Here is a 25093-nt window from a genome sequence, read left to right on the forward strand (position 1 = left end):
CCTATGAAAAAATTTACTCTTCCCCTGTTAGCCGCCTTATCGCTAATCCTTTTCGGCGCTTGCGGCAAAACAAACACCTCTGATAAAACAGCTGACGGTAAAGAAAAACTATCCATTGTCACGACTTTTTATCCTATGTACGATTTCACTAAAAATATTGTAGGCGATGAAGGAGACGTCAAATTGTTAATCCCTGCTGGTTCTGAACCCCACGATTATGAACCATCCGCCAAAGATATGGCTACCATCCATGATGCGGATGTTTTCGTTTACCACAATGAAAATATGGAATCTTGGGTACCAAAAGCTGCTAAAGGCTGGAAAAAAGGAGCCCCGAACGTCATTAAAGGTACCGAAAACATGGTCTTACTTCCTGGCAGTGACGAAGACGGACACGACCATGACCACGAACATGGCGAAGAAGGCCACCACCATGAATTAGATCCGCATACTTGGGTTTCGCCCCATCGTGCCATCCAAGAAGTTACAAACATCAAAGAACAATTAGTCAAACTTTACCCTAAAAAAGCCAAAACATTTGAAACAAACGCAGAAAAATACTTAACAAAATTAACAGCCTTAGACAAAGAGTTCCAAACAGCTTTGAAAGACGCTAAGCAAAAAAGTTTTGTTACCCAACATGCTGCATTTGGTTATCTTGCCTTAGATTACGGCTTAAAACAAGTGCCAATAGCTGGTTTAACACCTGAACAAGAGCCAACAGCAGGGCGCTTGGCAGAGTTGAAAAAATATGTCACAGACAACCAAATTCGCTATATTTATTTTGAAAAAAATGCCAACGATAAAATTGCTAAAACGTTAGCTGACGAAGCGAATGTTCAATTGGAAGTCCTAAACCCGCTAGAAAGTTTGACACAAAAACAAATGGACAATGGCGAAGATTATCTTTCTGTAATGAAAGAAAACTTAACTGCTTTGAAAAAAACAACAGATACAGCCGGGAAAGAGGTTCAGCCAGAAACCTCTGAAAAAACAGAAAAAACCGTGGCTAACGGCTATTTCAAAGACAGTGAGGTGGCTGAGAGAACACTGGCAGATTACGCTGGAAATTGGCAATCCGTCTATCCTTTATTAAAAGATGGCACATTAGACCAAGTCTTCGATTACAAAGCGAAACTGAAAAAAGATAAAACACCAGCCGAATACAAAACCTACTATGATGCCGGCTATCAAACCGATGTCGACCACATCAACATCACTGATTCCACCATGGAGTTTCTGGTCGATGGCAAACCACAAAAATTCACCTATAAAGCAGCCGGTTATAAAATTTTAAACTATGCAAAAGGCAACCGTGGCGTCCGTTTCCTTTTTGAAACAGACGATGCCAATGCTGGACGGTTTAAATACGTCCAATTTAGCGACCACAACATTGCACCAACGAAAGCCGCTCATTTCCACATCTTCTTCGGCGGCGATAGCCAAGAAAGTCTGTTCAATGAAATGGACAACTGGCCAACGTATTATCCAAACGACTTAAGCAAACAAGAAATTGCCCAAGAAATGATTGCGCATTAAACATTCAAAAGAGAGGAGATAGCATTAGCTAATGCTACCTCCTCTCTTTTTTTATTTAGTCAAGCACACCATGTTCTGCTTCAAACGTCGCTAACAACTGGCGCACTTCATCCGTTGATTTTGTATTCATTAATTGTGCTCTTAAATCACTGGCACCTGGAAAGCCTTTGACATAAATTTTGAAGAAGCGATGCAGCCCAACGATGGAGCGAGGCACCAATTCTGCATACTTGTCTTGCAAATCCAATTGTAAACGTAACAAGCCCAGTAATTCTTGTGGCGTATGTGTTTTGGGTTTTTTTTCAAAGGCATAAGGATTTTTAAAAATCCCCCGACCAATCATGATGCCATCTACACCATATTGTTCTGCTAATTCTAGGCCCTTTTGACGATCGGGAATATCCCCATTAATCGTAATTGTCGTTTGCGGTGCGACACGGTCCCGAATAGCCATAATTTGCGGAATGACCTCCCAATGGGCATCCACTTTGCTCATCTCTTTTCGTGTTCGCAAATGAATGGATAGATTCGCAATGTCTTGCTCTAATAAATGCGTGATCCACGCCTCCATTTCCGCCATTTCAGTAAACCCAATGCGTGTTTTGACACTAACAGGTAAGCCACCTGCTTTGGCGGCGTCAATCAATTCAGCCGCGACTTCTGGGCGCAAAATTAATCCGCTGCCTTTTCCACGCTCAGCCACGTTGGGCACAGGACAGCCCATATTTATGTCTAATCCTTGAAAGCCCATCTCCGCTACACCGATACTCATTTCACGGAAAAATTCCGGTTTATCCCCCCAAATATGTGCCACCATTGGCTGTTCATCTTCTGTAAAAACGAGGCGCCCGCGCACACTGTCTTTTCCTTCAGGATGACAATAACTATCTGAATTAGTAAACTCTGTAAAAAACACATCTGGTGCCCCAGCTTCTTTCACGACATGACGAAAGACCACATCAGTGACGTCTTCCATTGGTGCTAAAACAAAAAAGGGCTTTGGCAATGTTGCCCAAAAATTCTTGCTCATCTTCATATACTCCGTTTCTGATTTTTTCTTTATTTTCAACGACAACTTGTCGACATATTCTGGTGCGAAACATTGCTATTATACAGGGAAATACACGAAGAATCAAAAAAGCATACTTAGAAACAAGAAAACTGTCTGAATCTGCTCGCTAGAATGAGTGATTCAGACAGTTTAATCTTTTTACGGCTTAACTACGTAAGCCACGCCCTGTTTCTACAAGGTACCAACAAATGCCATATAAAACGACAATAAATAAGATTAAAATGGTCATAGAAATACCAATTGGCACATCTTGAACCCCTAGGAAACCGTAGCGGAACCCAGAAATCATGTAAACAATCGGATTAACTTTTGAGACAGCTTGCCAAAATGGCGGCAACATGGAAATGGCATAGAAAACCCCACCCAAATAGGTTAAAGGCTGTAACACAAAGGTCGGCACAATCGATACATCATCATAGGATTGCGCAAAAATACCATTTAACAAACCAGCTAAAGAAAAAAGAATCGCTGTCATCAATAAAGTCATGATGACCATCAGCCAAGAAACAACGTGCAATGGGACAAAAAATAGAGAAATGATGGTGACTAACGCACCGACCAAAATACTACGACCAACGCCACCAATCACAAATCCCCAAATAATCACATGAGTTGGAACTGGCGCCACGAGAATTTCTTCGATATTTTTCTGGAATTTTTGTGAGAAAAAGGAAGACGAAACATTGGCGTACGAGCTTGTAATGGCTGACATCATAATTAAACCTGGCACGATAAATTCCATATAAGAAAAACCGCCCATGTCGCCAATTCGCCCGCCAATCATTTTCCCAAAAATCACAAAGTATAAGGACGTCGTAATCACTGGCGGTACCAGTGTTTGGACCCAAATCCGTAAATAACGGTTGGTTTCCTTCACAGCTAAACTTTTTAAAGCAGTAAAATACAGACTAAACATGTTGATCCTCCCTTTGGTACGTATCCTCAGTAATCTTCAAGAAGAGCTCTTCCAAACGGTTGGACTTATTCCGCATTGACAAAACTTTGATTCCTTGTTGACTTAGCTGTTCAAACAAGTGATTGACTCCTTGGTTTCGTTCCACTTCCACCGCTAACGTTAACTCGTCCTCAAATACGCTTTGATAGCCTTCAATAACAGGCGCCTGCGTATAAGGTGCTAAATCAAAAATAAACGTTTCAAATTGTAATTTTGCTAACAAGTGCTTCATGCTGGTGTTTTCAATCAATTCACCAGACTGAATAATCCCAATGTTGCGACACAACATCTCAGCTTCTTCTAAGTAATGGGTCGTCAAAATAATCGTGGTTCCCTGCGCATTTAACTCTTGTAAAAAGGCCCACATTTCACGGCGCAATTCAATATCGACACCTGCAGTTGGTTCATCTAAAATCAATAACTTCGGCTCATGCATCAACGCGCGAGCAATCATTAAGCGACGTTTCATTCCGCCAGAAAGCATCCGAGCCCGCTCGTTCCGTTTTTCCCATAAATTGGATTGTTTTAAATACTTTTCACTCCGTTTCATGGCTTCTTTACGAGACACCCCATAATAGCCCGCTTGATTGACCACAATCTGTTGGACCGTTTCAAACGGATTGAAGTTAAACTCCTGCGGCACTAACCCAATCTGTTGCTTCGCCCGCACCATCTCCGTATCTAAATCATACCCAAAAATTTTGACTTTCCCCGAAGTCTTATTAACTAACGAGGTCACAATCCCAATCGTCGTTGATTTTCCTGCGCCATTCGGTCCCAAAAGAGCATAAAAATCGCCTTCTTCGACTGTTAAATCAATCCCCCGCAACGCTTCAACACCTGAAGCGTACACTTTGCGTAAATCTTGTATCACAAGAGCATCAGTCATTCGTAACTCTCCTTAATGTATAAATATTCATGAATATTATTGTAACACTTCTCGATAAAAACGGGGGTTATTTTGATTAAATTTCACAGTTTTGCTTAGCTATTTTTCAACAACAAACTAGCCAACGAATAACGTGTTTATTTTGACTTGAAACTGTTTAAACAGTTTCAAGAGCGTCAAAACCCTTTCAAATCAAGGATTTAGAGTTCTCTTTTTTGGCACAGAACTTGCTCTATATAAAAGTGAGGTGAAAAGAATGAAAAGAAAATTTTTAATTGCTAGTCACGGAAACTTAGCGAAAGGCTTCCAAAGTTCCTTGGATATTCTCGCAGACAAAGGAAAAGAGCTGGCGGTCATCAATGCCTATGTGACTCCTGAGGACTACACGCCAATTATTCAAACGTTTCTTCAGTCCCTTGGCACAGAAGAACAAGCTATTATTTTAACAGATTTATATGGTGGTAGTGTCAATCAAAAAATTGTTCAAGAAGTCATGACGACAAAACCAGACAATGTTTTTATCATTTCCAATGCCAACTTAGCCATTGCTTTGTCTCTGATTTTCTTAAAAGAAGGCGAAAAGCTAACCAAAGAAGATATTCAAGCAGCAATTGTTGAAGCACAAATTCAATTCGTTGAATTAAACCCATCAAATGAAGAAGAAAACTTTTTTTAGGAGGAAATTAAAATGATTACACAAGTACGAGTAGACGACAGATTAATTCACGGCCAAGTAGCCGTAGTTTGGACCAAAGAATTGAATGCCCCCTTATTAGTTGTAGCGAATGATGAAGCAGCCAAAAACGAAGTAATGCAAATGACGTTAAAAATGGCTGTCCCTAATGGCATGAAACTATTAATTCGCTCAGTCGATGATGCGATTGATGTCTTCAATGATCCTCGTGGTAAAGACAAACGAATTTTTGTAATTGTGAACAGTGTAGCGGATGCTACTAAAATTGCGAAAAACGTGACAGATATTGAAAGTGTGAATGTTGCCAACGCTGGCCGCTTTGATAAATCAGATCCAGCCACCAAAACACTGGTTTTCCCAAGTGTCCAATTAAACCCTGAAGAGTTAGAAGCTGCCAAAGAATTAGCCAGTTTGACTCACGTGGAAAGCTATAACCAAGTACTGCCAACCAACTCAAAATTAAGTCTAAAACAAGCCGTCAATTAAAAGGAGGAAATGAACAATGCTTATGCATGCAACAATGGCAGCCTTAGCTGTATTTATCTGTTTTGCTGGGAATTATTTAACTGGTCAAAGTATGATGGAACGTCCCTTAGTCGTTGGATTAGTCACAGGAATTTTAATGGGCGACATGAAAACAGGGGTTCTAATGGGGGCCTCTTTGGAAGCAATTTTCTTAGGAAATGTTAATATCGGTGGTGTTATCGCAGCGGAACCTGTAACTGCGACTACTTTAGCCACAACGTTTGCAATTATTTCAAATGTCGAACAAAAAGCCGCCATGACGTTAGCCGTACCAATTGGGATGTTAGCCGCTTTCGTGGTGATGTTTTTAAAAAATGTCTTTATGAATATCTTTGCTCCTTCTCTTGACAAAGCAGCACGTGAAGGCAACCAAAAAATGGTTGTGACACTGCATTACGGAACGTGGATTATTTATTATTTAATCATCGCTTCGATTTCATTTATCGGAATTTTAGCAGGCAGCGGGCCAGTAAATCTGTTTGTTGAAAGTATTCCACAAAATTTGATGAACGGCTTAAGCGCAGCTGGCGGACTTTTACCTGCCGTTGGGTTTGCCATGTTAATGAAACTATTATGGGATAATAAATTAGCCGTCTTTTACATTTTAGGCTTTGTTTTAACCGCGTACCTACAATTACCAGCCGTTGCGGTGGCGGTCATCGGGACAGTAATTTGTGTCGTGAGTGCCCAACGGGATGTAGAATTTCGCGACATTCTAAAAAGAAAACCTGCGGCGTCTTCTGCGGTTGAAGGCAGCGCGAAAGAAATCGAAGAGGAGGACTTTTTCGCATGAAGTTAAAAGAGAATTTATCTAAAGAAGAGAAAAAAATGATGCGCTCTGTTTTCTGGCGGTCTTGGACGATGAATGCTAGCCGGACAGGAGCTACACAATACCACGCAGTGGGTGTCATGTACACTTTACTCCCAGTTATCAATCGTTTTTATAAAATCAAAGAAGAACGGGCCGAGGCATTAGTGCGTCACACCACTTGGTTCAATGCAACCATGCATATCAATAACTTCATCATGGGGCTCGTTGCTTCGATGGAAAAACAAAACAGTGAAGACGAAAACTTTGATGCTAGCTCTATTACAGCAGTTAAAGCCTCACTAATGGGGCCACTTTCAGGCATCGGTGATTCCTTCTTCTGGGGAATCTTGCGTGTCATTGCTGCCGGTATTGGGATTTCATTAGCCAGCACTGGTTCGCCATTAGGGGCGATTGTCTTCTTACTTTTATACAACGTCCCTGCGTTCTTAATTCACTATTATGCGTTGTATAGCGGCTACTCAATCGGTGAAAGTTTTATCCAAAAAATGTACGAATCAGGCGGAATGAAGATACTCACAAAAGTATCAAGTATGCTAGGCTTAATGATGATGGGCAGTATGACTGCTTCAAATGTAAAATTCAAAACGATTCTTGAAGTTTCCGTTAAAGGAAGCGAAGACGTAGTTAAAATCCAAGACTATTTGGATCAACTATTCGTCGGTATCGTACCATTAGCCGTGACGTTACTTGCTTTCTGGCTATTACGCAAAAAAGTCAATGTTAACGTGGTGATGTTTGGTATCATGTTCTTAGGCATCTTGCTAGGATTACTAGGCATCTGTTAAAATTGAAACAATAAACATTTAATCATTAAACACTTAGAGCCTGAGACAAAAATCCAAAGTGATTTTTATCTCAGGCTTAAAAGCTGATAAACGGCGGGAACAGAAGCAACCCCTGTCCCGACCTCTCTTTTGGAAGGACGATGAATCATGCGCTTGGAGACCTACCAACACTTAGTTGATATTTTAGAAACCAGCAACACCCCGATGAGCACACAAGAAATTGCCACAAAAATTCAATTAAGCCGCTCGGTAACCAGCTTATACTTAAATAAATTATTGGAAAAAGGTGAAGTCCAACAAACGGGAAAAAAACCCGTTTATTGGCAATTAACCCGTGCAACAACCCCCACGACCGATGTGTTTCGACAATACATCGGTAGCCAAGGCAGCGCCAAAAAAGCCATCGAACAATGCAAAGCCGCTATGTTGTATCCCCCATTGGGTATGCCTTTATTAATCCATGGAGCCAGTGGCGTCGGCAAAAGCTTTTTGGCAAAACTGATTTATGAGTATCTAAAAAACGAACAAATCATTGGCCTGGAAAAATTCTACACCTTTAACTGTGCCGATTATGCCAACAATCCCGAATTGCTATCATCCATTCTCTTCGGCCATACCAAAGGCGCATTCACTGGGGCTGAATCAGAAAAACAAGGACTCTTGGCCCAAGCTAATAATTCCGTACTCTTTTTAGATGAAGTACATCGATTATCCAACGAAAACCAAGAAAAACTCTTTCAGTTTATGGATACAGGAACCTTCCGCCCCATTGGTGAAGAAGGAAAAATGGTGCATTCCAAGGTCCGGCTACTATTTGCGACCACCGAAAACCCGAAAAAAGTCTTATTACCAACCTTTTATCGCCGAATTTCCGTAATCGTCTCACTTCCGAACTTCAAAGAGCGCCCCATTCGAGAACGGATTGCGATTTTGAAAAACTTATTTCACCGAGAAGCGAAACGAATGACCAAAGACATCAACGTGGACGAAGAAATCTTTACGGCATTATTAGAAAATGACGAACCTGGCAACGTGGGAAGTTTATCCAACAAAGTGCAGCTCCTTTGCGCGTCGCAATTACGAAAAACTTTGCCCAATCAACCCGTCGTCATTGGCGATGCGACTCAACCAATGATTACGATTCCTTTAGACAAAGAAGTGTTAGAAGAAGACACACTTTCTTCCGATATTTTCGCAACATTTGAAGCCTTATTTACAAAAGAAAAAACACTGGCCCACTTAAAAACTGAACTGACACAATTCATTAAATATTGTTTAGACGATGAAATAACCTTGGAAAATGATTATTTTTTACAAAACCTAGTCACGGAAGTCCAAACCAAAAACAAACTAATTATTAACCAACCTGAGCAAACTGAAAAACCAATGAAAGATGTTGCTAAATTGCTGAAAATTTTACCGCCAACATTTAACGAAACAGTGCTCCTTCCAGTCCAAACACAGTTAAAAGAACACTATCCGCGAACGGTTTCCCTCGTGAAAAACTTAGTCAGTCCGCTGCCAGAAGAATACCGTTTCTTGACAGAGGTACTCTTATCTGTATTACTCAGCGGAGAAATTTCTGAAACGATTCCTTACCAAGCGCTCCTCGTGGCGCATGGTGAATCGACTGCCACAAGTATTCAAGCCGTTGCCAACAAATTATGTGGTACCTATATTTTCGATGCGATTAACATGCCCTTAACCTCCTCCGTCCGAGATATCGTCGCCGAAGTTAAAGACTGGCTTTCTCAGCGGGACACTTCACAAGGCGTCATTATGCTCGTCGATATGGGTTCCCTGACACAACTTTATAAAAGTTTGAAACCGCAAATTCTTGGAGAACTTTTGGTGATCAATAACCTGACCACTGCCTATGCGTTGGAAATTGGTCATCAATTAATGAACGAACAACTTTTCTATGGTATTGCTAAAACCGCTGAAAAAAAATTTAAAACCGATGTACAGTACTTTGAAGGCTTTTCAGTGGAAAAAAATATCATTGTCTCTAGTATTTCAGGTCTGGATATTGCCAAGCAAATCAAACAAATCTGTCAAAAATACCTGTATACTGATATTAAAGTCATTACTCTAAAATACAAAGATTTGGTAAACACGTTAGACATTGCCAACGCCGAAGAAAATTATTTAAAAGAAACCTCGCTCATTTTGACGACGTCTTACTTAGACAACCATACGAATGTTGCTAGCGTGAACCTCTTAGACATGTTAGACGAAGATGCAGGAACCCAGTTGATGGAACCTTTCCAAAACTTGATGCATCCCAATAACATTGATAGCATGATTAACGAATTTGTTCACTTCTTCTCGAAAGAAGGCTTGTCAGAAAAACTAGAATTTCTAAATCCTGACGTTATTATTAAACAAGTCGAAAACGTTACAAAAAACATTGAAAAACGTTTCGACCTCACACTCAGCGGCAAAATGAAATTTAACTTAATGATGCACAACGCGCTCATGGTAGAGCGAACCATGCTCGGCGTTGAAGACTATGAAGTCCCTGCTAACCTTGAGGAACTAACCATTAACCAAAAACCATTTTTCCAAAATGCTAAAAACATTTTCTATACTCTAGAACAGTTTTATCGAATAGAGATTTCCAACTGGGAACTCTATGTGATTTATGAAATTTTGTCTTCTCGGTGAGATGGGATGGGAAAAGCCACTTTCCTCTGGAAAGTGGCTTTTTTTAGTTTGTGTTCTGCGTTAAAAATTCATACATATTAGGTTCTACAGGTGTTTCTAAGGTAAAGTCTAGTTTAACGACGCTTTTTTTCTTACCCTCTTTGTCTTGTTTTTCGACTTGTTGGATAGTTTCTTGAAGAGGGACTACTTCGCCTAGATAATAGAAATCTGTTTCATTCTCTTTTTGATTATATTTCCGTTTCACAAATAAATGAAATTTATATTCCCCAGGATTTCGCAAAAGTTGAACTTCTGGTGAGTGTAGATTTCTAGGCGCTTTTGTATACCAATGGAATGTTCGTTCATCAATAAATTCATCCTCATAAGCAATACGTGCAGCTTTAAAATCTTTGCCTTTATCCAAAGTTACAAAAATAGCAAAATGATTGTTACTGTTTGTATATCCACCAATACTTTGTTCATTTTGATTAAAATTCATATTTAATAATCGTAAAACATCTTTACGACGATATTTTTTGTATAAATTTAACGGTTGTGATAAATCATACTCCATAGATTTGTTAATCCCTGTATGGATTACATCTAACATCAAATTGATAAAATAAGAATTCTTTTTAAACTCTCTGAATTTTTCTGTTATTTGTAAACAATTCTCTTTCATCTTAAACATTTGTGATAACAAATAACGTTTTCTAATTGTTGACTCGTAAAAAGATAAATCTAAGACTTTAACAACAGATGCTAGAGTATCTGTCGTATACGTCAGGTTAAACGTATCAAACAGCGCTGTGATTTCCTCTAAAGATAACTGTTCTTTATCTGTCATTAAAAATTCTTCAATAACATAAAGTTCATGCGGGCGAATTCCTGATAGCAATTCTACAGAAACAAATTTTAGTGCACCGTTTTCTTCTTCACTTAATTTAGCTTCTGTTTCCCCAATTCTCTCCAAGAAATTATAGTATGTTTTTTCTTTACCTATAATCAACAATGGATCCACGCCATCTAACACTTGAAAATCATTCAGGTAAGGAACCCTATTCAACCGATTTTTCAACTTAAAATAACTAGCTTTTAGTTCTGACATTGCATCTAATTTAGCTTGATCAATTGATTTAAAGATACGTTCACGAGCAACTTTTTCAAAATTAATTGAAGATAAACCACTGATATACGTCACATCAATTGTATCGCGACGTAAACTATTCTTAGTTTGAGAACTATCTCCAGATAAAGCCATAGGAATCATATAGTTATTTTTATAATTACCAATAAAATCAATTACCGTAACAAATTCTTTTGATGGGTCTTTTCTTAGCCCCCGACCTAATTGCTGAATAAAAATAATACTAGATTGCGTATTTCGCAGCATAATTACTTGATTTACTTTAGGGATATCAATGCCTTCATTAAAAATATCAACCGTGAAGATATAATGAATCTCTCCAGTATCTAAACGCTTAATTTCCTTTTCTCTTTTATCAAAATTATGGTCACCAGATAAATAAGCACTCGGAATTCCACGATCGTTAAACATCTCTGCTAACTGCCTTGCTTCGTCTTTACGACTACAAAACACCAAGCCTCGAGGACTATCTCCCGAATAACCATAATAGTTAATTTTTTTTATTAAAAAATCAACTCGTTCTTCCTGTAGCAAACGTTTTAAATCGGTTGTTTCATCAATGATTTCACCATCTTTTTCATAATCAGTTACGCCAAAATAATAAAATGGACAAAGCAGTTCTGCTTCTAAAGCGGCTTGCAAACGTATTTCATACGCTACATTATAATCAAATAGCTCAAAGATATTAAAATTATCTGTTCTTTCAGGTGTAGCCGTCATTCCCAATAAAAACTTGGGATTGAAAAATTCAATGGCTTTAATATAAGATTTCGCTCCAGCTTTATGGACTTCATCAATCAAAATATAGTCAAACGCTTCTTTTCCTAAACGCTCTTGATATTCACTTTTAGATACTGTTTGAATTGTTCCAAATAGATATTTTGCATCAAAATTCTTAGAATTCCCTGATAAAACACCATAATCATCATCTTTTCCACCTAAAATCAATTTGAATGATTCTAATGCTTTCATTAAAATTAGCTCACTATGAACAATAAATAATACACGTTTAGGATTGAATTGCTGCACATCAAATGCTGCTAAATACGTTTTCCCTGTACCAGTCGCAGAAACAATCATTCCCTTAGCTGCGCCCGTTTCTCTAAGCGATTTTAAACTTCTAAGCGCTTCTTTCTGCATAGAGTTCGGCAAAATATATTGCGTATCTAAACACTCGTTTTCAGAAACATCTTGTACTAACATCTTTCTATTAACAATAGGATGATAATTTTTTTCAAATGCTTCTACCCATTCTAGGGTTAGCGACTGTGCCTCATGCCATTCTTGAATGAAATGCTTTTGAATAGAAGAAACCATCTCGCCATTCTCTCTTGAAGTTAATCTAACATTCCACTCATAGTTAAGTTTCAAAGCAGACATTGTTAGGTTCGAACTACCAATAACAAAGCTTTGATAATCCTCCATCTCAAACAAATATCCTTTTGAATGAAAACCTTCTTTTTTAGAAACTCGTACTTCTACATTTGGAATATTCAACAATGCTCGAAATACGTGTGGATCATTAAAATTTAAGTATGTTGATGTTAAGATTTTTCCAGAGATTCCACGCAAAGCCAGATCAGCCAGTTGTGTTTTTATTGCATTTAAACCACTAGGTGTTATAAATGCAACGGCTATAAAAAAAGTCTTACAGCTTTTCAAATCTTTACTCAATGTATTCAATAAATAATCATGTTTTTTGGGATTGTTCACAATAAATTTAGGTGTAAGATCGTCACCTAGAGCTTCTTTATTAATAAATGCCTTTTGTAACGCCAATTCTAAATTATCCATTTTGTTCAGTTCCCACACCTTTTTCTACTAATTTTTCCACAGTAGGAATATCAGCAGGCGCCCACTCAAGTTGGTTTAATTCATTTGGCGTTAGCCATTTAATTTGTAGATGTTCTGTCAACTGAGGTTCACCTGATTCTAAATAACAGATAAATGTAGTTAGATTAACGAAACCAAAATCATACTCATATCGACAAAAAGCATACTCTTCCTTGACGATCGTTACTTCTATTTTTAATTCTTCTTGCAATTCACGTTCAAGCGCTTGAACTTTCGTCTCACCATTCTCGATTTTTCCACCAGGAAATTCCCAAAGATTTGCTAATGCACGTTCAGGTCCTCTTTGACAACACAAAACTTTCCCGTTCTCCACTATGATTGCTCCTACTACGTGAATTTCTTTTTTCATATATTTTAACCCTCTAATCTAATTGATTTTGTTAGTTTTATTATATTTAGGATCGCATAAATAAGCTATGGTTGCAATATTAGTGGCGTAAATTTCATTTATTATATTTGTTTTTTGATTTACTATACTTTAATTATTTAATAACTCTTCAGTTTAAACATACTAATCTCTCAAAAAACCGCAACTTACTCCCTCCAAAACGCAAGAGAGAAAAAGTTAATAAAGAAATATCTCCCAAAAACGTATGATGAATTCAAAGAAAAAAGAAATAGCGGCGATCAAAATGAGGAAATCAACTAAAAAGAAATGTATCATCTGCGTAAGTGCGTTATTTGTAATGAGTATACTTGCTGAAATCGGAATCAATTATTCTCTTGGTAAGAAAGATAAACATATTGTCAGTATGTGAATTTTTATATACTGGTTTATGACAGAACACACACTGTCGCTACCATAAAAAAAGACACCTTCCAAAAAATGGAAAGTGTCTTGAAACATTGTAATTGATTCGTAAGCGAACACGTTCGCAACGACTCCAAATAATTAACGTTTTGAGAACTGTGAAGCTTTACGAGCTTTTTTAAGACCTGGTTCTGTGACAGAGATTTTGAAATAGTTGGAGAATCCTTTAACAGCAATAGATTGAACAATTTTTCAACAGGTACGATTTTAATGAATTTCAGCACATTTTAAGACCATTGTACCTCAAGACGTACCCAAAAATATGCGTAAATCAGAACAATAATAAAATAAAAATCAGAAGATATATTTCACGCTTTTATCGTTCATTTTTAGTAACTAAAATAGTGATTTAAAGTGTATCATACCTACATATTTATTCCAAATAGTCTGACAGAAGCTCTTTTTCTTTTCGCTTTTTAAGGGAATCTATCCTTGTTGTAATAACTAAAGCATGAGAAATATATTTTATATCTTCAAAAATATCAAGCAAGCTATTCAAAAAATTAATTTCTTTATCCAATAAAGGAACTAAACTACCTGACCAACTATTAGTACGTATCGTTAAATTCAATTTTTCAAAAAAAGGAGCATCAATAGCTTTATCTTTGAGCAATTCGAATAGATGTAGTAATATTTCATCATCAAATATTTCAAGAGACAGATTGTACAAGTTAACTAATCTATTCTCATCTTCAGTATCAAGTACTTCTGCTTTTATAAACTCCGATGCACGTTCAGTATTTGCTTTCAATATATCTTCCAAATATGGATCTACCCCAACATAAATCACACAATTTTCTCGAATTAAAAAGTCTAGATATTTTCTAATCCCATCCTCTGCAGCTTCTGATGTCCATATATGCTCTAATGGAATGTCATATTTTGCAAAACTTAAACTTCTTCTTAAAGTATTTAGTTTCACAAGGAATAAATAAATAAAATTAGCATCTTGTTCTTCTAATAAACTCTTGAAAATTTCTCCTGAATTATCCACCTCTTCACTACCTAAAACATCTAAATATATTTCTTTTAATTCTTTGTAGCCCACTATATTTATAATTCTTTTGGCAATATCTTTGAAAACATAAACAGGTATGAAAAACCGTCCCAATATTTTTCCTTCTTCATACTTATTCCTTAAAATATCTAAAATAGCTCTATCTTTTTCAATATAGTTTTCAAATGATAAAATATTGAAAGTATTTATTTTCTCATAATTTTTAAGTTCCTTTAAAAATGAGATAAGCTCTTGTATCCTATCTTTGTTAATACTTTTACATGTTAACAGATTTGAAAGGTACCATCTTTCATCGAGTTCTTTTTCAACACTATTTAAAACATTTTGGCCTTTTTCAAATGGTAATTTTTCCATGTAATAGTCAAAATTATGGTAAGCAAAAGTAAAATTACTATTCAATAAAGTCATTAACATTTTGGCCTTGTCTTCTATACCTAAGTTTGAATACAAGACAGATATGGATCCTTCCATTTCATGTTTATTTAATAGTTCATCTAATTGATATTCTGCAAGTACATTAAATAATTGCAATAATTCATCAGAGTGTTCATCAAAAACTTCTTTTAATTTTTTCGCTCTTAACATTTGAGATTCCTCATAGTTGAATCCTTCTTTTTCATAATAAATCCCGTTAGATGAAAAAATCTTGTAAATTTCTTGTCTTTGTGATGGTTTATATTCAACAAACAGCTGAGGTTCTAATTCTAAGTTCTTTGATTCTGAGTCCAATTCAAATACTATCGCTTCTTCCCTAATATTCAATTTACTTAAATCTTTGAAAAATAGTTTTTGTATACATTTTAAATCCGAACTAACAGTTTTTAAAAAACCGTTCTTTACTTCATATACTGGGTAATTAAATAATAGCTTATCTATGTGGTTATTTGCTTCTTCATAATTCAAATTGTAAACTTCAAAAAGCAGTTCAAATATTTTTCTGTGAAGTTTAATTAAATAATCTCCATCAACTAATTTATAGCGGTTGATTACTACACTTCGACCATTGGGAACAATTTTTTCCCCAGAAAACTTTAAAAATTCCTCAGAAATGTTAACAATTAGCAAAGCCATTAGTTCATTAATAGTTTCTTGTTTTGAGAAAATTTCAAAAATACAAAATCTTTTTTCTAGATAAGAATTCCGATCCTCTTCAATATCAAAATTCGATTTGATCGCTGAAAAAACTTCATAAACTTTATCCTGTCTCCTTTTTAAGTATTCCATAAGAAGTATACCAGCATCATTAAATCTTTCACCGTTTGACAATGAACAAAGAATCTCAATAATCGGATCATCAACTCGATTACTTCTTCTTTTCTCTTCAAATTCTTTTTGAGATATTTGATACTCACTAGGGTTAGCAGATTGTATCTTTTCGTTAACATAGGCAAGTGCTTCAATAGGTATTAATACCCCGTATTGTGTTAGAAAACGTTCTTTATCCACATCTATAATACCTTCATTATAGACATACTTTATCTCAGCTGTTAAGTAATCTATCCAGTCATTTGAGGATTTAAAATTATTAACAAGTACAAGCATCTCAACAATCTCTTTTGCATTTTCAGGGAAGAAACTGATGAAAAAGTCTCTTACTTTAAAAACTTTGTTATCTGCAATAAAATCTATTATCACAAAGTCAGACAAACTTTGGTCACTGATCTTAGCCGCTTTATCTTGAAATATGTCACATAACTCTTTATCGTGTAATTGCCTTATTGCAAGTAAAAAGCTATCAAAATCTATTTTAAAAAATTTCAGCAATTCTCCCAAAGATTCTTTATCAGTCAAATTCAACTTATGTTTAAAACTCAAAATAAACAAACTGATTTTCTCATTTGGAGAAAGAGAATTTTCTTTGATAATTTGATTATAATAACTACCTAATACCTCTTTTTCATTATCAATAAATTCATACTTTTTTTCTTTCGTCATGATAGCTGCAATTACTGCTATTCTAGGATTATTATGAGATAATTTCATTATTTTTCTCAAGTTACTAGTAGAAACTTTATTTATACTGTTGATTAGTAACTCAATCTGTTTATCACTCATTAAAGTCACTTTTTGTATTTTTGTTTTAAAAGACTTTAACTGATTAATAATTCCTGAAAGTGCATAGTCTCTTACAGTAATAATAATTTTCAACTTCTGTTCATACTCTTCTAATCTCAACAAATTAACAATTGCATCGAAATTAGTGATCGTGTTGGCATCATCTAAAAATAAGTAATTTACTTTATTGCTATCTAATGCATCCTTAACATCTTGATAAACAGGCATACTATTGCTTTTAACACAAATCACATTACTATTTAAAGGTAATCTTTTGCATATCTCAATAGCTAGCTTCGTTTTTCCCGTTCCAGATACTCCGGATAGTAAAAGAATCTGATAATCATTTAGGCCTTCTATCAATTCTTCAATTGTTTGTGTTTCATCAATATAAGAGGTATTTAGAGGAGCATTAGTTTTACTTTTATCATGAACGGAGATAAATTGTTCTATATTCCAAACTTGCTCCGTTGATTCTATTATTCCAAGAAATTCCTTTGTAATATCTTGATATTTAAACTGAAGAAGGTCGTGGGATAATGTATCTATACCAATGAGAGTTAGCTCTATTGAACCAGCCAACTCTCTGAGCTCTTTATCTTTTGCTACAGTTAAATTAGAAGAGGTGTGACAACAAATTATTTCTTGAATATCTTTTTTGCTAATTTTTGTTTTTTCAATTGCTTCTTTAATATCTATCTCTAACTTAGCTGTAGAGTCTGCTCTCGTACCATACATAACTAAAACGTATCTATTAATTTGATTATCAAAGAAGTATGTATCAGGTATTCCTTTTGTTGTCTTATCAGTCCCCTCCATAGAACCTAGAGATACGATATTTTCCCAACTTCTTTTACGATAAAGATAACTATCACATAATTTTTGAAATTTTCCTCCCTCTAGTTGTTTGATTTCATTTTGAATTCTATTCAACCTTGACATTTTCCCCCTCCTAATCTATCTACATCAAAACTGCTACTGGAATAGCTCATAGTACTTCGTTTGTAACAAATTTCTATATCATTATATATTTTATTGTGTACTTTCCCTATAAAATATAGTTTATCATATTTTCATTGAACAGAAACCTTATAACATCAACTAAAAAATTGATTCATTTTACAGTTTGCCTACTTAAGTTACAGTTTTAATTTTTTTCTTCTTTTGCTAAACTCATTTTGAGGTGATAAATATGTATAAAAATAGACTTAAAGATTTAATGCTAGAAAGAAATATTAGTAATCACAAACTAGCAAAAGAAACTGCAATATCTCGGCAAGCTATTAGTAAGATTAAAAACAATGAATTTCATGATATTTCCGTTAACGTATTAACTGAGTTGTTAGAATATTTTGACGTGTCTTTTGATGAATTCGGAACAATATATACCCGTGAAGAGTGCTTACAAGCATTCCTACCTAATAAAGGTTTTAATCATGAAAATTTGGATCTATTAGAATCTTTACTTTCTAAAAACCTTCATATTTCATGCAAGTATCATCCTTATTCGTCAAAACAATGCTTGAATATTTATTCCAAAGGATATTTCAAAAAGTTTTCTTTTTCAGGAAATATGCGAATCAATACTACTTTATATGGATTAACATTTGAGATAACAGATTTTGATTTATATAAAAAAAGTGAAAATTTTCACTTTGATGATTTCTATAATTTATATAAAAAATTCATTATTCAACTAGAGAACTATGCTTTAATATTAGGATTTACTCAAATAGTTATAAATATCAACTCTTATACGGACAAAGATTTACAAACATACTTAGAGCCTAGAGCAGTAAATTTAAAAGATTTACAATTTTTAGTAAATAATTACAAATATTCTAATAGAGAAAATGAATTAATTAAAACATCAATCATTAAGAATCGAGGTTACATAGAACATAGCAGCAATAATTCCTATCAAAAAATAAAAGCTGAAAAAGAGAGGATAAACAATTATGTAGACTGCCTAAACCAGTTAACCTTTTTTGAAAAAGAACAAAAACGTATTTCTATGTTTTCAGAAGGAAATATATATTCCAACCACGATACAAAAAAATTTATCAAACAACTAAATACAGAAATTATCCCCAAAGAAAAGCTCGAAAAGGATGTCAAAAGACGATGGGGGTGGTGATGTTCTCGTTTTCTTTCATCTTTCTCTATGCTATACTAATCTCGGCAACTTGCCCCCAAGGGGGGTGTGTAATATTGGATGAGCTTCTATCGTTAGTCATTGCGCCTATATTTGTAGGTATTGTTATTAAACTTTTTTCTCACTGGTTAGATGAGAACGACAATGACTAAAAGCAGGTTGCCTTCTAACCCACACATTCGTCGTCGCAACGAATGTAAAGAAAAACCACTCTATTCGCCGTAGAGTGGTTTTTGTGTAATATTGATAAAGCGACTATCGTTTCGCACCATCATAGTACCAAAAATAGAGTGAAAAAGCAACAATCCTATTTCATTAAACGTTTCAATAATATTTTACCGTCTTCTTTAATATACTTTGAAAGTAAGAAAAACAGCTTGCTACTCTTCTCATTTAATACAAAGCTATAAGTAAATATATTAATATAATCTATATTTTTTAGTCAAGTCTTCGTAATTTCATAACCTTGGATATATCATCAATCTCCAAAGCATCTGCAATACGTTCAATGTGTTCCAAATAGATTCTTTTTCGCTTGCCATTCGCAAGATTACTGAGATTAGATGGTTCAATACCTGATAATCTCGCTAATTCTCTCAGAGACATATTTCTTTCAGCTAGTAAGTCATTGATCAATACTTCTACTTTAACCGATGTTTTTTCTTGACTCATAGTCATTTTCTCCTTTCTAACTGTTGTCTATATAAACATCGTATAGTAAACTATTTTTATAGTGTTGTTCGTATAGACATGCATTTTATATAAAAGGAGTGTATTTATGAGTAAAGTAGAAAAAGAAAATTTCGTCAGTTCTATCCATGTATACAGAGCAATTCATCGCATGACTCAACAAGAACTTGCAGAAAAGGTCGGTGTTTCGAGACAAACCATTCTTCAATTAGAAAAAAATCGCTATAATCCTTCTTTATTATTAGCTTTTAGGATTGCTAAATTTTTCCATGTGAGGATTGAGGATATATTCGTTGTTAATGAAAGTTAAATAGAAAAATATATAAGTGAACAAAATTAGAAAATTAACTAAAAAGAAATTTATCCTCTGCATAAGTGTATTTTTAGGAGGCGTATAATTTTGAAATCAGGATCCGTCATTCTATTGGTAATAAAGATAAGCGTGTAATCAGCCTATAAGACTTGTATAGCAGAAATAACACTGTAATTACTACAACAAAAAAAGACACTTTCCAAATTGGAAAGTGTCTTTCAAAATGATAATTGAGTGGCACTCGATTCCCAAGGAAATCTTCGTCCCAGATTGTCTTCGTAAGCGAACACGTTCGCAACGACTCCAAATAATTAACGTTTTGAGAACTGTGAAGCTTTACGGGCTTTCTTAAGACCTGGTTTTTTACGTTCAACCATACGTGCGTCACGAGTAAGTAACCCAGCGCGTTTTAAAGCAGAACGGAAGTCAGGATCTACTTGTAACAATGCACGAGCGATTCCGTGACGGATAGCTCCTGATTGTCCAGCATAGCCACCACCGTTTACGTTTACGATTACATCGTAAGCGCCTTTTGTTTCAGTTACGCCAAATGGTTGGTTGATAACTTCACGCAAGTCAGCATGTGGAATATATTCTTCTACGTCTTTTTTGTTTACAGTAATTTTACCAGTACCTGGTACTAAGCGTACGCGGGCAACTGCATTTTTACGACGGCCTGTGCCGCTATATTGTACTTGTGCCAATGAATTTCCCTCCTTAAATTAAGTTCGTGATATCTAATACTTCTGGTTGTTGTGCAGCATGTGGATGCTCAGCTCCACCGTATACGTTCAATTTAGTAAATTGTTTACGTCCTAAAGTGTTTTTAGGTAGCATACCTTTTACAGAAGTTTCGATAAGACGGCGAGAGTTTTTGTCGCGTAATTCACCAGCTGTCACTGATTTTAATCCTCCAGGATACATTGAGTGACGGTAGTAAATTTTGTCTGTAGCTTTTTTACCTGTTAATTTTACTTTATCAGCGTTAATTACGATTACGAAATCTCCAGTATCCACATGTGGTGTGAATGTTGGTTTATTTTTACCACGTAGTACAGAAGCAACAACTGCTGATAGACGTCCTAAAGGAACATCTGTTGCATCTACTACGTACCATTTACGTTCTACTTCGCCAGCTTTGGCCATATATGTTGTACGCACGTTTCTTTCCTCCAATTTTGTTTTCGATGTTTGACATACACTTGAGTTTCCGGGGCTCATTGTGGGGCAAACAATACCATTTAATATTTTACCTTCAATCACTGATAAAGTCAATGTTTTTCTGCGCTTTCAGAAAATAGATTTTCACTTATTTTTTTGTGCCTTTTAAACAGAAAAAAACCGCCAACGTCAACGTCAGCGGCTTTGGGAGTTGTTTTAAATTATGCGTCAATACCAGGCGCTTTGCCAAGTTTGGCTTGTAACATCCAAATATTTTTTTCGATGTCTGTTTTGTTTGCGATGAAAATGTCTTGTGTGCAATCGTCGCCTTCTTCACCAGAAACTTCGATTCCTTTTGCGTAAAGGTCTGCTAAGTAACGGTAGCCTGCTACTAATTTTTCCATACGCTCTGGAATGGTGCGGTCCCAGTTACCAATTTCATCTTCAATTTTTGTATTTTCTGCGAATTCACGCAATGTTGAGAATGGAGAGCCGTCCAATGTGATTAAACGTTCTGAAACAACATCTAATTGCTCATTGATTTGATCCATGTATTCATCCATTTGTGGGTGAAGTGTTAAAAATTCAGGTCCACGCATATACCAATGTGTTTGATGAATTACCACGGAAAATTGGCTTAAATCTGCAACGAGTTGGTTCAAAATTTCTTTTGTTTTTTCAAATTTCATTCTTTGTCATCCTCCTAAATATTATTTCTACACTCTTAGTGTAATATGAATTGTGAAAAAAGTACACTGAAAACCTTTCTTTTTTAAAATTATTATCAAATTATAATAATTACAATTAAGAATTTAATTAATTTCCTGAAATCGCTGTTTTTTCATCCGCAGTGACGACTTTTTGTTCCGCTTGAGTGAGGATCGTGTCGAGTGCCTCTGTCAACTGGTCAGTATCTTCTTTTCCTGTGACGAAAGCTAAAAAAAACTGATTCAGTCTCAGTTGCTCCGCTGCCGGCAAGTACCATTGTCCTTCTACTTGCTTAACCGTTAATGGCAGTTCAACTGGCTCATGGCTGACATTGATTTGTTGGATTTCTTTTTTTAAAACGACTAACGTGTGCTGCATGTCTAGCGCTTGTGTTGCCTGTTGCGTTTGCTGAAGAAGAGCAGTGGTTGTATCTTCAATCGCCGTCACAAAATCTAAGCCCTTAATCTGAAAAGTGATTGTCGCTTGCCCATTCAATTCTTTTGTGGCTACTAGTTGATATGACGCTTTTTTCTTCACTTGAGCCAGTAATTCTGTGCTAAGCTTCTGGGCTTCAGTCTCGGTGACTTCAGCGTTCATTTCTTTTAAGCTATTGAAAAACTGCTTCTGGAACTGTTGACGGCTCGTCTGCAAATGCTCCGCTAAGACTTTCGGTTCACGAAAAGTTTGAGAGAATGTCGCTGTCTTTTCTTGATAAATAAAGTAATCTACCAACTGTTGCGCTGCTTTTTCGCCGGAACGAGACGGTGCACTGCAACTTGCTAACGCCCCAATGAATAACAGAAATAGTGGTAGTAGCTGTTTCTTCATTCCTCATCCTCATTTCCTCAAGTCTTCGTCTCTCTTCTAGTTAAGCAATTTCTCAGTCATTTGTCAAAGCTATTTACTATCAATTATTTGCGGAATTCTGCTAATTTTTGATAACTTTGTGCTAAAACTTGTTGGGTTTCTTGAAAAACAGGATACAGTTCTTGATAAACTAGCAATTGATCCGCTCGTGGCGTGACCGTTTCATGAATCAGCACCTGTTGCGCCGCTGCTTGTAAATTTGGTAACTGCCCTAAGCCTTGCCAACCTAGCAAAACAGCGCCTAATGCCGAAGCTTCGGTGCTATCAGTGAACGATAACGTTTCTCCCAGCACATCAGCCATGATTTGACGGAACACAGGGGAATCAGCAAAGCCGCCTGTCGCTCGAATCTCCTGAACGGGTCCACCGAGTTGTTTCAAATCCTCTAAAATAGTTTTTAAATTGAAACAGATTCCTTCTACCACCGCTCGAGCTAAATGTCCGGCATGGTGATTTTTGCGCAAGCCAAGAAAACTTGCGCTCGCCTCTGCATTCCACAACGGTGCTCGTTCACCAAGCAAATAAGGATGAAACAGTAAGCCATTTGCCCCGGCTGGCACGGTTGCAATTTTGGCCATAATTGGGTCATAGAAATTAGTCCCGTTTTGGATAGCTTGCTGACGTTCTTCTGCAAAAATCGTTTGGCTCGCCCAATCTAACGCAACTGCACCATTACTACTTGCGCCACCAATCACCCAGTGCTGTTCATCTAAAGCAAAACAAAACGTTTCACCTTGCGGATGCAAAAAAGGTTCTTCGACAATATACCGAAGTGCACCGCTCGTACCAACGGTCAAAGTCGCTACACCCGTTCCTAGCGCTCCCAAACCTAGATTAGACAACGGGCCATCCGCGCCACCAAGAACTAAAACCGTTTCCTCCTCAACACCAAGCATCTCTTGCCAAGAAGGCGCTAATGCTGGAAAAATGAACGTTGACGGGGCAACTTTTGGCAACTGTTCCTCCTCAATAGATAAATACGCTAAAATCGATGATTCCCATTGCCGCGTGTGAATATTAAATAAACCCATTCCTGAAGCACTACTATAATCTGTCCAGTATTCGCCAAAGAAACGGTAAAAAATGTAGTCCTTAATCCCAATAAACTTGGCCGCGCTCTGCGCAACGGCTGGCTGATTTTCCTGCAGCCAGCGAATCTTGTACAAAGGCGCCATTGGATGAATTGGCATGCCTGTCAATTGATAAAACAATTGGGCCGCTGGCGTTTCTTTTAACGCTTCCGCATAATCAGATGCTCGTGTGTCAGCCCAAGTAATCACTTGGGTCAATGGGCGTCCTTGCGCATCCATGGCAATTAAGCCATGCATCGCTGAAGCAAAAGAAATGAGCCCAATTGGTTGATTCTTCACTTGCTGTGTGACGGTTCGAATACAGTTCACCACAGCTTGGAACAGCGTCTCTGGGTCTTGCTCCGCCATTCCTTCAGTCTCTTGAATTAATGGATAACGCACATAGCTAGAAGCTACGACTGTGCCATTTGCTTGAAAAGCCACTGCTTTGGCTTGCGTGGTGCCAACGTCGACACCAATCGCTAATTTTTCCATTTGATTCCCTCATTTCTTGTTTCTTTTATTATTCCTAACAAAAAAAGATTTGTCTAGTCAAATGAAAAAGTTTAAAAAAAGCGTAGTTTATTTTTAAGGAGGTAACCTATGTTTTTCTTGAGTCTCTTTTTGATTGGTGCCTGTTTCGGTTCTTTTTTATGCTTAGTGGCGGAGCGCTTACCAGTAGGGCGTTCTCTGTGGTGGCCCCCTTCCCACTGTCAAGGTTGCCACCAGCCTCTACAACTCTATGAATTAATTCCAGTTGTTTCGATTTTGCTGCAGCGCTTTCGTTGTCGAAAGTGTCAACAGCCAGTAGCTAAGAGTTATCTTTTAGCAGAACTTGTCATGGGCGGGTTAACCGCAAGCTGTTTTTCAGCTGGCCTGAAGATTGATGCTTTGATTCTCTGGTGGTGGCTGACGAGTGCTTTCACATTATCCTTGATTGATTACTGGTATTTAGTGGTTGAACCGAAGATTCTTTATCCTAGTTTTTTTGTGCTTTACTTGCTGAAAGTGGCGGGTCAGCATTCGTTTTACTTACTGACTGGTCTTTTTTGTTTTTGTTTTTTCCGAGCCGTCTTACATTATTTTCCGGAAGCCATGGGGCGAGGGGATCTTTTGTTACTGGGTTTGTGGGGCTGTTTTTTACAGGTACCTCAGTTGCTGATGCTACTATTTTTTGCCAGTAGTTATGGTCTAATCTGTGGCTACAGTTGTAAATTTTTAGGGTATCCAGTTGAACAAAAACTTCCCTTTGTCCCCTTTTTAAGTTTGGGCTTACTCACAATCAGTTGGTTATAGCAAATAAAAAA

22 protein-coding genes are annotated in these 25093 nt (G+C 36.6%); 10 read left to right on the forward strand and 12 right to left on the reverse strand.

Annotated features, from left to right (window positions below):
• Window positions 1–3: 3 nt before the first annotated feature.
• A complete protein-coding gene (locus tag IGM13_RS12965) occupies window positions 4–1539 on the forward strand; it encodes a zinc ABC transporter substrate-binding protein AdcA (RefSeq protein ID WP_002419640.1) in 1536 nt (511 codons plus the stop codon).
• 55 nt (window positions 1540–1594) lie between these two features.
• Here the strand turns inward: IGM13_RS12965 and IGM13_RS12970 are convergent, their stop codons facing one another.
• From IGM13_RS12970 to IGM13_RS12980, 3 genes are all read right to left on the reverse strand, one after another.
• Entirely contained in the window at window positions 1595–2569 is a 975-nt protein-coding gene (locus tag IGM13_RS12970; protein WP_025188651.1) for a tRNA dihydrouridine synthase, read from the reverse strand.
• 187 nt (window positions 2570–2756) lie between these two features.
• Window positions 2757–3527, reverse strand: a complete 771-nt coding sequence (locus tag IGM13_RS12975) for an ABC transporter permease (RefSeq protein WP_002354811.1) — start codon at window positions 3525–3527, stop codon at window positions 2757–2759.
• Entirely contained in the window at window positions 3520–4455 is a 936-nt protein-coding gene (locus IGM13_RS12980) for an ABC transporter ATP-binding protein (protein WP_002354809.1), read from the reverse strand. The genes IGM13_RS12975 and IGM13_RS12980 overlap by 8 nt, the downstream gene beginning before the upstream one ends.
• 256 nt (window positions 4456–4711) lie before the next feature.
• On the opposite strand from IGM13_RS12980, the gene IGM13_RS12985 reads away from it, so the two are divergent.
• The 5 genes from IGM13_RS12985 to IGM13_RS13005 all read left to right on the forward strand — a co-directional run bounded on the left by IGM13_RS12985 (window position 4712) and on the right by IGM13_RS13005 (window position 9958).
• The gene (locus IGM13_RS12985) at window positions 4712–5131 is read left to right on the forward strand and encodes a PTS mannose transporter subunit IIA (RefSeq protein ID WP_002419642.1); all 420 of its coding nucleotides are present in this window, start codon (window positions 4712–4714) and stop codon (window positions 5129–5131) included.
• A gap of 12 nt (window positions 5132–5143) precedes the next feature.
• Window positions 5144–5635, forward strand: coding sequence for a PTS system mannose/fructose/N-acetylgalactosamine-transporter subunit IIB (locus tag IGM13_RS12990; RefSeq protein ID WP_002419643.1), 492 nt, complete (start codon window positions 5144–5146; stop codon window positions 5633–5635).
• A 16-nt stretch (window positions 5636–5651) separates the two neighbouring features.
• Window positions 5652–6467, forward strand: coding sequence for a PTS mannose/fructose/sorbose/N-acetylgalactosamine transporter subunit IIC (locus IGM13_RS12995; protein ID WP_002365419.1), 816 nt, complete (start codon window positions 5652–5654; stop codon window positions 6465–6467).
• Window positions 6464–7291: a PTS system mannose/fructose/sorbose family transporter subunit IID gene (locus tag IGM13_RS13000; RefSeq protein ID WP_002419644.1), complete on the forward strand. Its 828-nt coding sequence runs from the start codon at window positions 6464–6466 to the stop codon at window positions 7289–7291. The genes IGM13_RS12995 and IGM13_RS13000 overlap by 4 nt, the downstream gene beginning before the upstream one ends.
• Window positions 7292–7438: 147 nt before the next feature.
• A complete protein-coding gene (locus tag IGM13_RS13005; RefSeq protein ID WP_002419645.1) occupies window positions 7439–9958 on the forward strand; it encodes a sigma 54-interacting transcriptional regulator in 2520 nt (839 codons plus the stop codon).
• A gap of 43 nt (window positions 9959–10001) precedes the next feature.
• Here the strand turns inward: IGM13_RS13005 and IGM13_RS13010 are convergent, their stop codons facing one another.
• From IGM13_RS13010 to IGM13_RS13020, 3 genes are all read right to left on the reverse strand, one after another.
• Window positions 10002–12878, reverse strand: a complete 2877-nt coding sequence (locus IGM13_RS13010) for a DUF3427 domain-containing protein (protein WP_002419646.1) — start codon at window positions 12876–12878, stop codon at window positions 10002–10004.
• Window positions 12871–13287, reverse strand: a complete 417-nt coding sequence (locus tag IGM13_RS13015; protein WP_002381045.1) for a (deoxy)nucleoside triphosphate pyrophosphohydrolase — start codon at window positions 13285–13287, stop codon at window positions 12871–12873. The genes IGM13_RS13010 and IGM13_RS13015 overlap by 8 nt, the downstream gene beginning before the upstream one ends.
• Window positions 13288–14122: 835 nt before the next feature.
• Window positions 14123–17764 carry a hypothetical protein gene (locus tag IGM13_RS13020; protein WP_002419647.1) on the reverse strand — a complete coding sequence of 1214 codons (3642 nt, stop codon included), beginning with the start codon at window positions 17762–17764 and terminating at the stop codon, window positions 14123–14125.
• Between the two features lie 250 nt (window positions 17765–18014).
• Between IGM13_RS13020 and IGM13_RS13025 the strand changes: the two genes are divergently transcribed.
• Together IGM13_RS13025 and IGM13_RS13030 are read left to right on the forward strand one after the other, a co-directional pair.
• The gene (locus IGM13_RS13025; RefSeq protein ID WP_010816858.1) at window positions 18015–18959 is read left to right on the forward strand and encodes a helix-turn-helix domain-containing protein; all 945 of its coding nucleotides are present in this window, start codon (window positions 18015–18017) and stop codon (window positions 18957–18959) included.
• Complete coding sequence (locus IGM13_RS13030; RefSeq protein ID WP_174089884.1) at window positions 18959–19129, forward strand: type I toxin-antitoxin system Fst family toxin; 171 nt, start codon at window positions 18959–18961, stop codon at window positions 19127–19129. The genes IGM13_RS13025 and IGM13_RS13030 overlap by 1 nt, the downstream gene beginning before the upstream one ends.
• Window positions 19130–19415: 286 nt before the next feature.
• Here the strand turns inward: IGM13_RS13030 and IGM13_RS13035 are convergent, their stop codons facing one another.
• Complete coding sequence (locus tag IGM13_RS13035) at window positions 19416–19655, reverse strand: helix-turn-helix domain-containing protein (RefSeq protein WP_002419649.1); 240 nt, start codon at window positions 19653–19655, stop codon at window positions 19416–19418.
• A gap of 100 nt (window positions 19656–19755) precedes the next feature.
• On the opposite strand from IGM13_RS13035, the gene IGM13_RS13040 reads away from it, so the two are divergent.
• Window positions 19756–19977, forward strand: a complete 222-nt coding sequence (locus IGM13_RS13040) for a helix-turn-helix transcriptional regulator (RefSeq protein ID WP_002419650.1) — start codon at window positions 19756–19758, stop codon at window positions 19975–19977.
• 314 nt (window positions 19978–20291) lie between these two features.
• Here IGM13_RS13040 and rpsI read toward each other — a convergent pair whose 3' ends face one another.
• The 5 genes from rpsI to IGM13_RS13065 all read right to left on the reverse strand — a co-directional run bounded on the left by rpsI (window position 20292) and on the right by IGM13_RS13065 (window position 24281).
• Window positions 20292–20684: a 30S ribosomal protein S9 gene (rpsI, locus tag IGM13_RS13045; RefSeq protein WP_002354786.1), complete on the reverse strand. Its 393-nt coding sequence runs from the start codon at window positions 20682–20684 to the stop codon at window positions 20292–20294.
• 13 nt (window positions 20685–20697) lie between these two features.
• The gene (rplM, locus tag IGM13_RS13050; protein ID WP_048670019.1) at window positions 20698–21126 is read right to left on the reverse strand and encodes a 50S ribosomal protein L13; all 429 of its coding nucleotides are present in this window, start codon (window positions 21124–21126) and stop codon (window positions 20698–20700) included.
• Window positions 21127–21362: 236 nt separating this feature from the next.
• Window positions 21363–21830 (reverse strand): Dps family protein, encoded by a 468-nt coding sequence (locus tag IGM13_RS13055; protein WP_002354782.1) that lies wholly within the window; start codon window positions 21828–21830, stop codon window positions 21363–21365.
• A 127-nt stretch (window positions 21831–21957) separates the two neighbouring features.
• Window positions 21958–22677 carry a DUF5105 domain-containing protein gene (locus tag IGM13_RS13060; RefSeq protein ID WP_002419651.1) on the reverse strand — a complete coding sequence of 240 codons (720 nt, stop codon included), beginning with the start codon at window positions 22675–22677 and terminating at the stop codon, window positions 21958–21960.
• A gap of 83 nt (window positions 22678–22760) precedes the next feature.
• The gene (locus IGM13_RS13065) at window positions 22761–24281 is read right to left on the reverse strand and encodes a gluconokinase (protein ID WP_002419652.1); all 1521 of its coding nucleotides are present in this window, start codon (window positions 24279–24281) and stop codon (window positions 22761–22763) included.
• 108 nt (window positions 24282–24389) lie between these two features.
• On the opposite strand from IGM13_RS13065, the gene IGM13_RS13070 reads away from it, so the two are divergent.
• Entirely contained in the window at window positions 24390–25082 is a 693-nt protein-coding gene (locus IGM13_RS13070) for a prepilin peptidase (protein ID WP_002383169.1), read from the forward strand.
• Window positions 25083–25093: the final 11 nt, after the last annotated feature.

The sequence above is a fragment of the Enterococcus sp. DIV0561 genome (assembly GCF_050539875.1).
GTDB classification, from domain to species: Bacteria; Bacillota; Bacilli; order Lactobacillales; family Enterococcaceae; genus Enterococcus; species Enterococcus faecalis.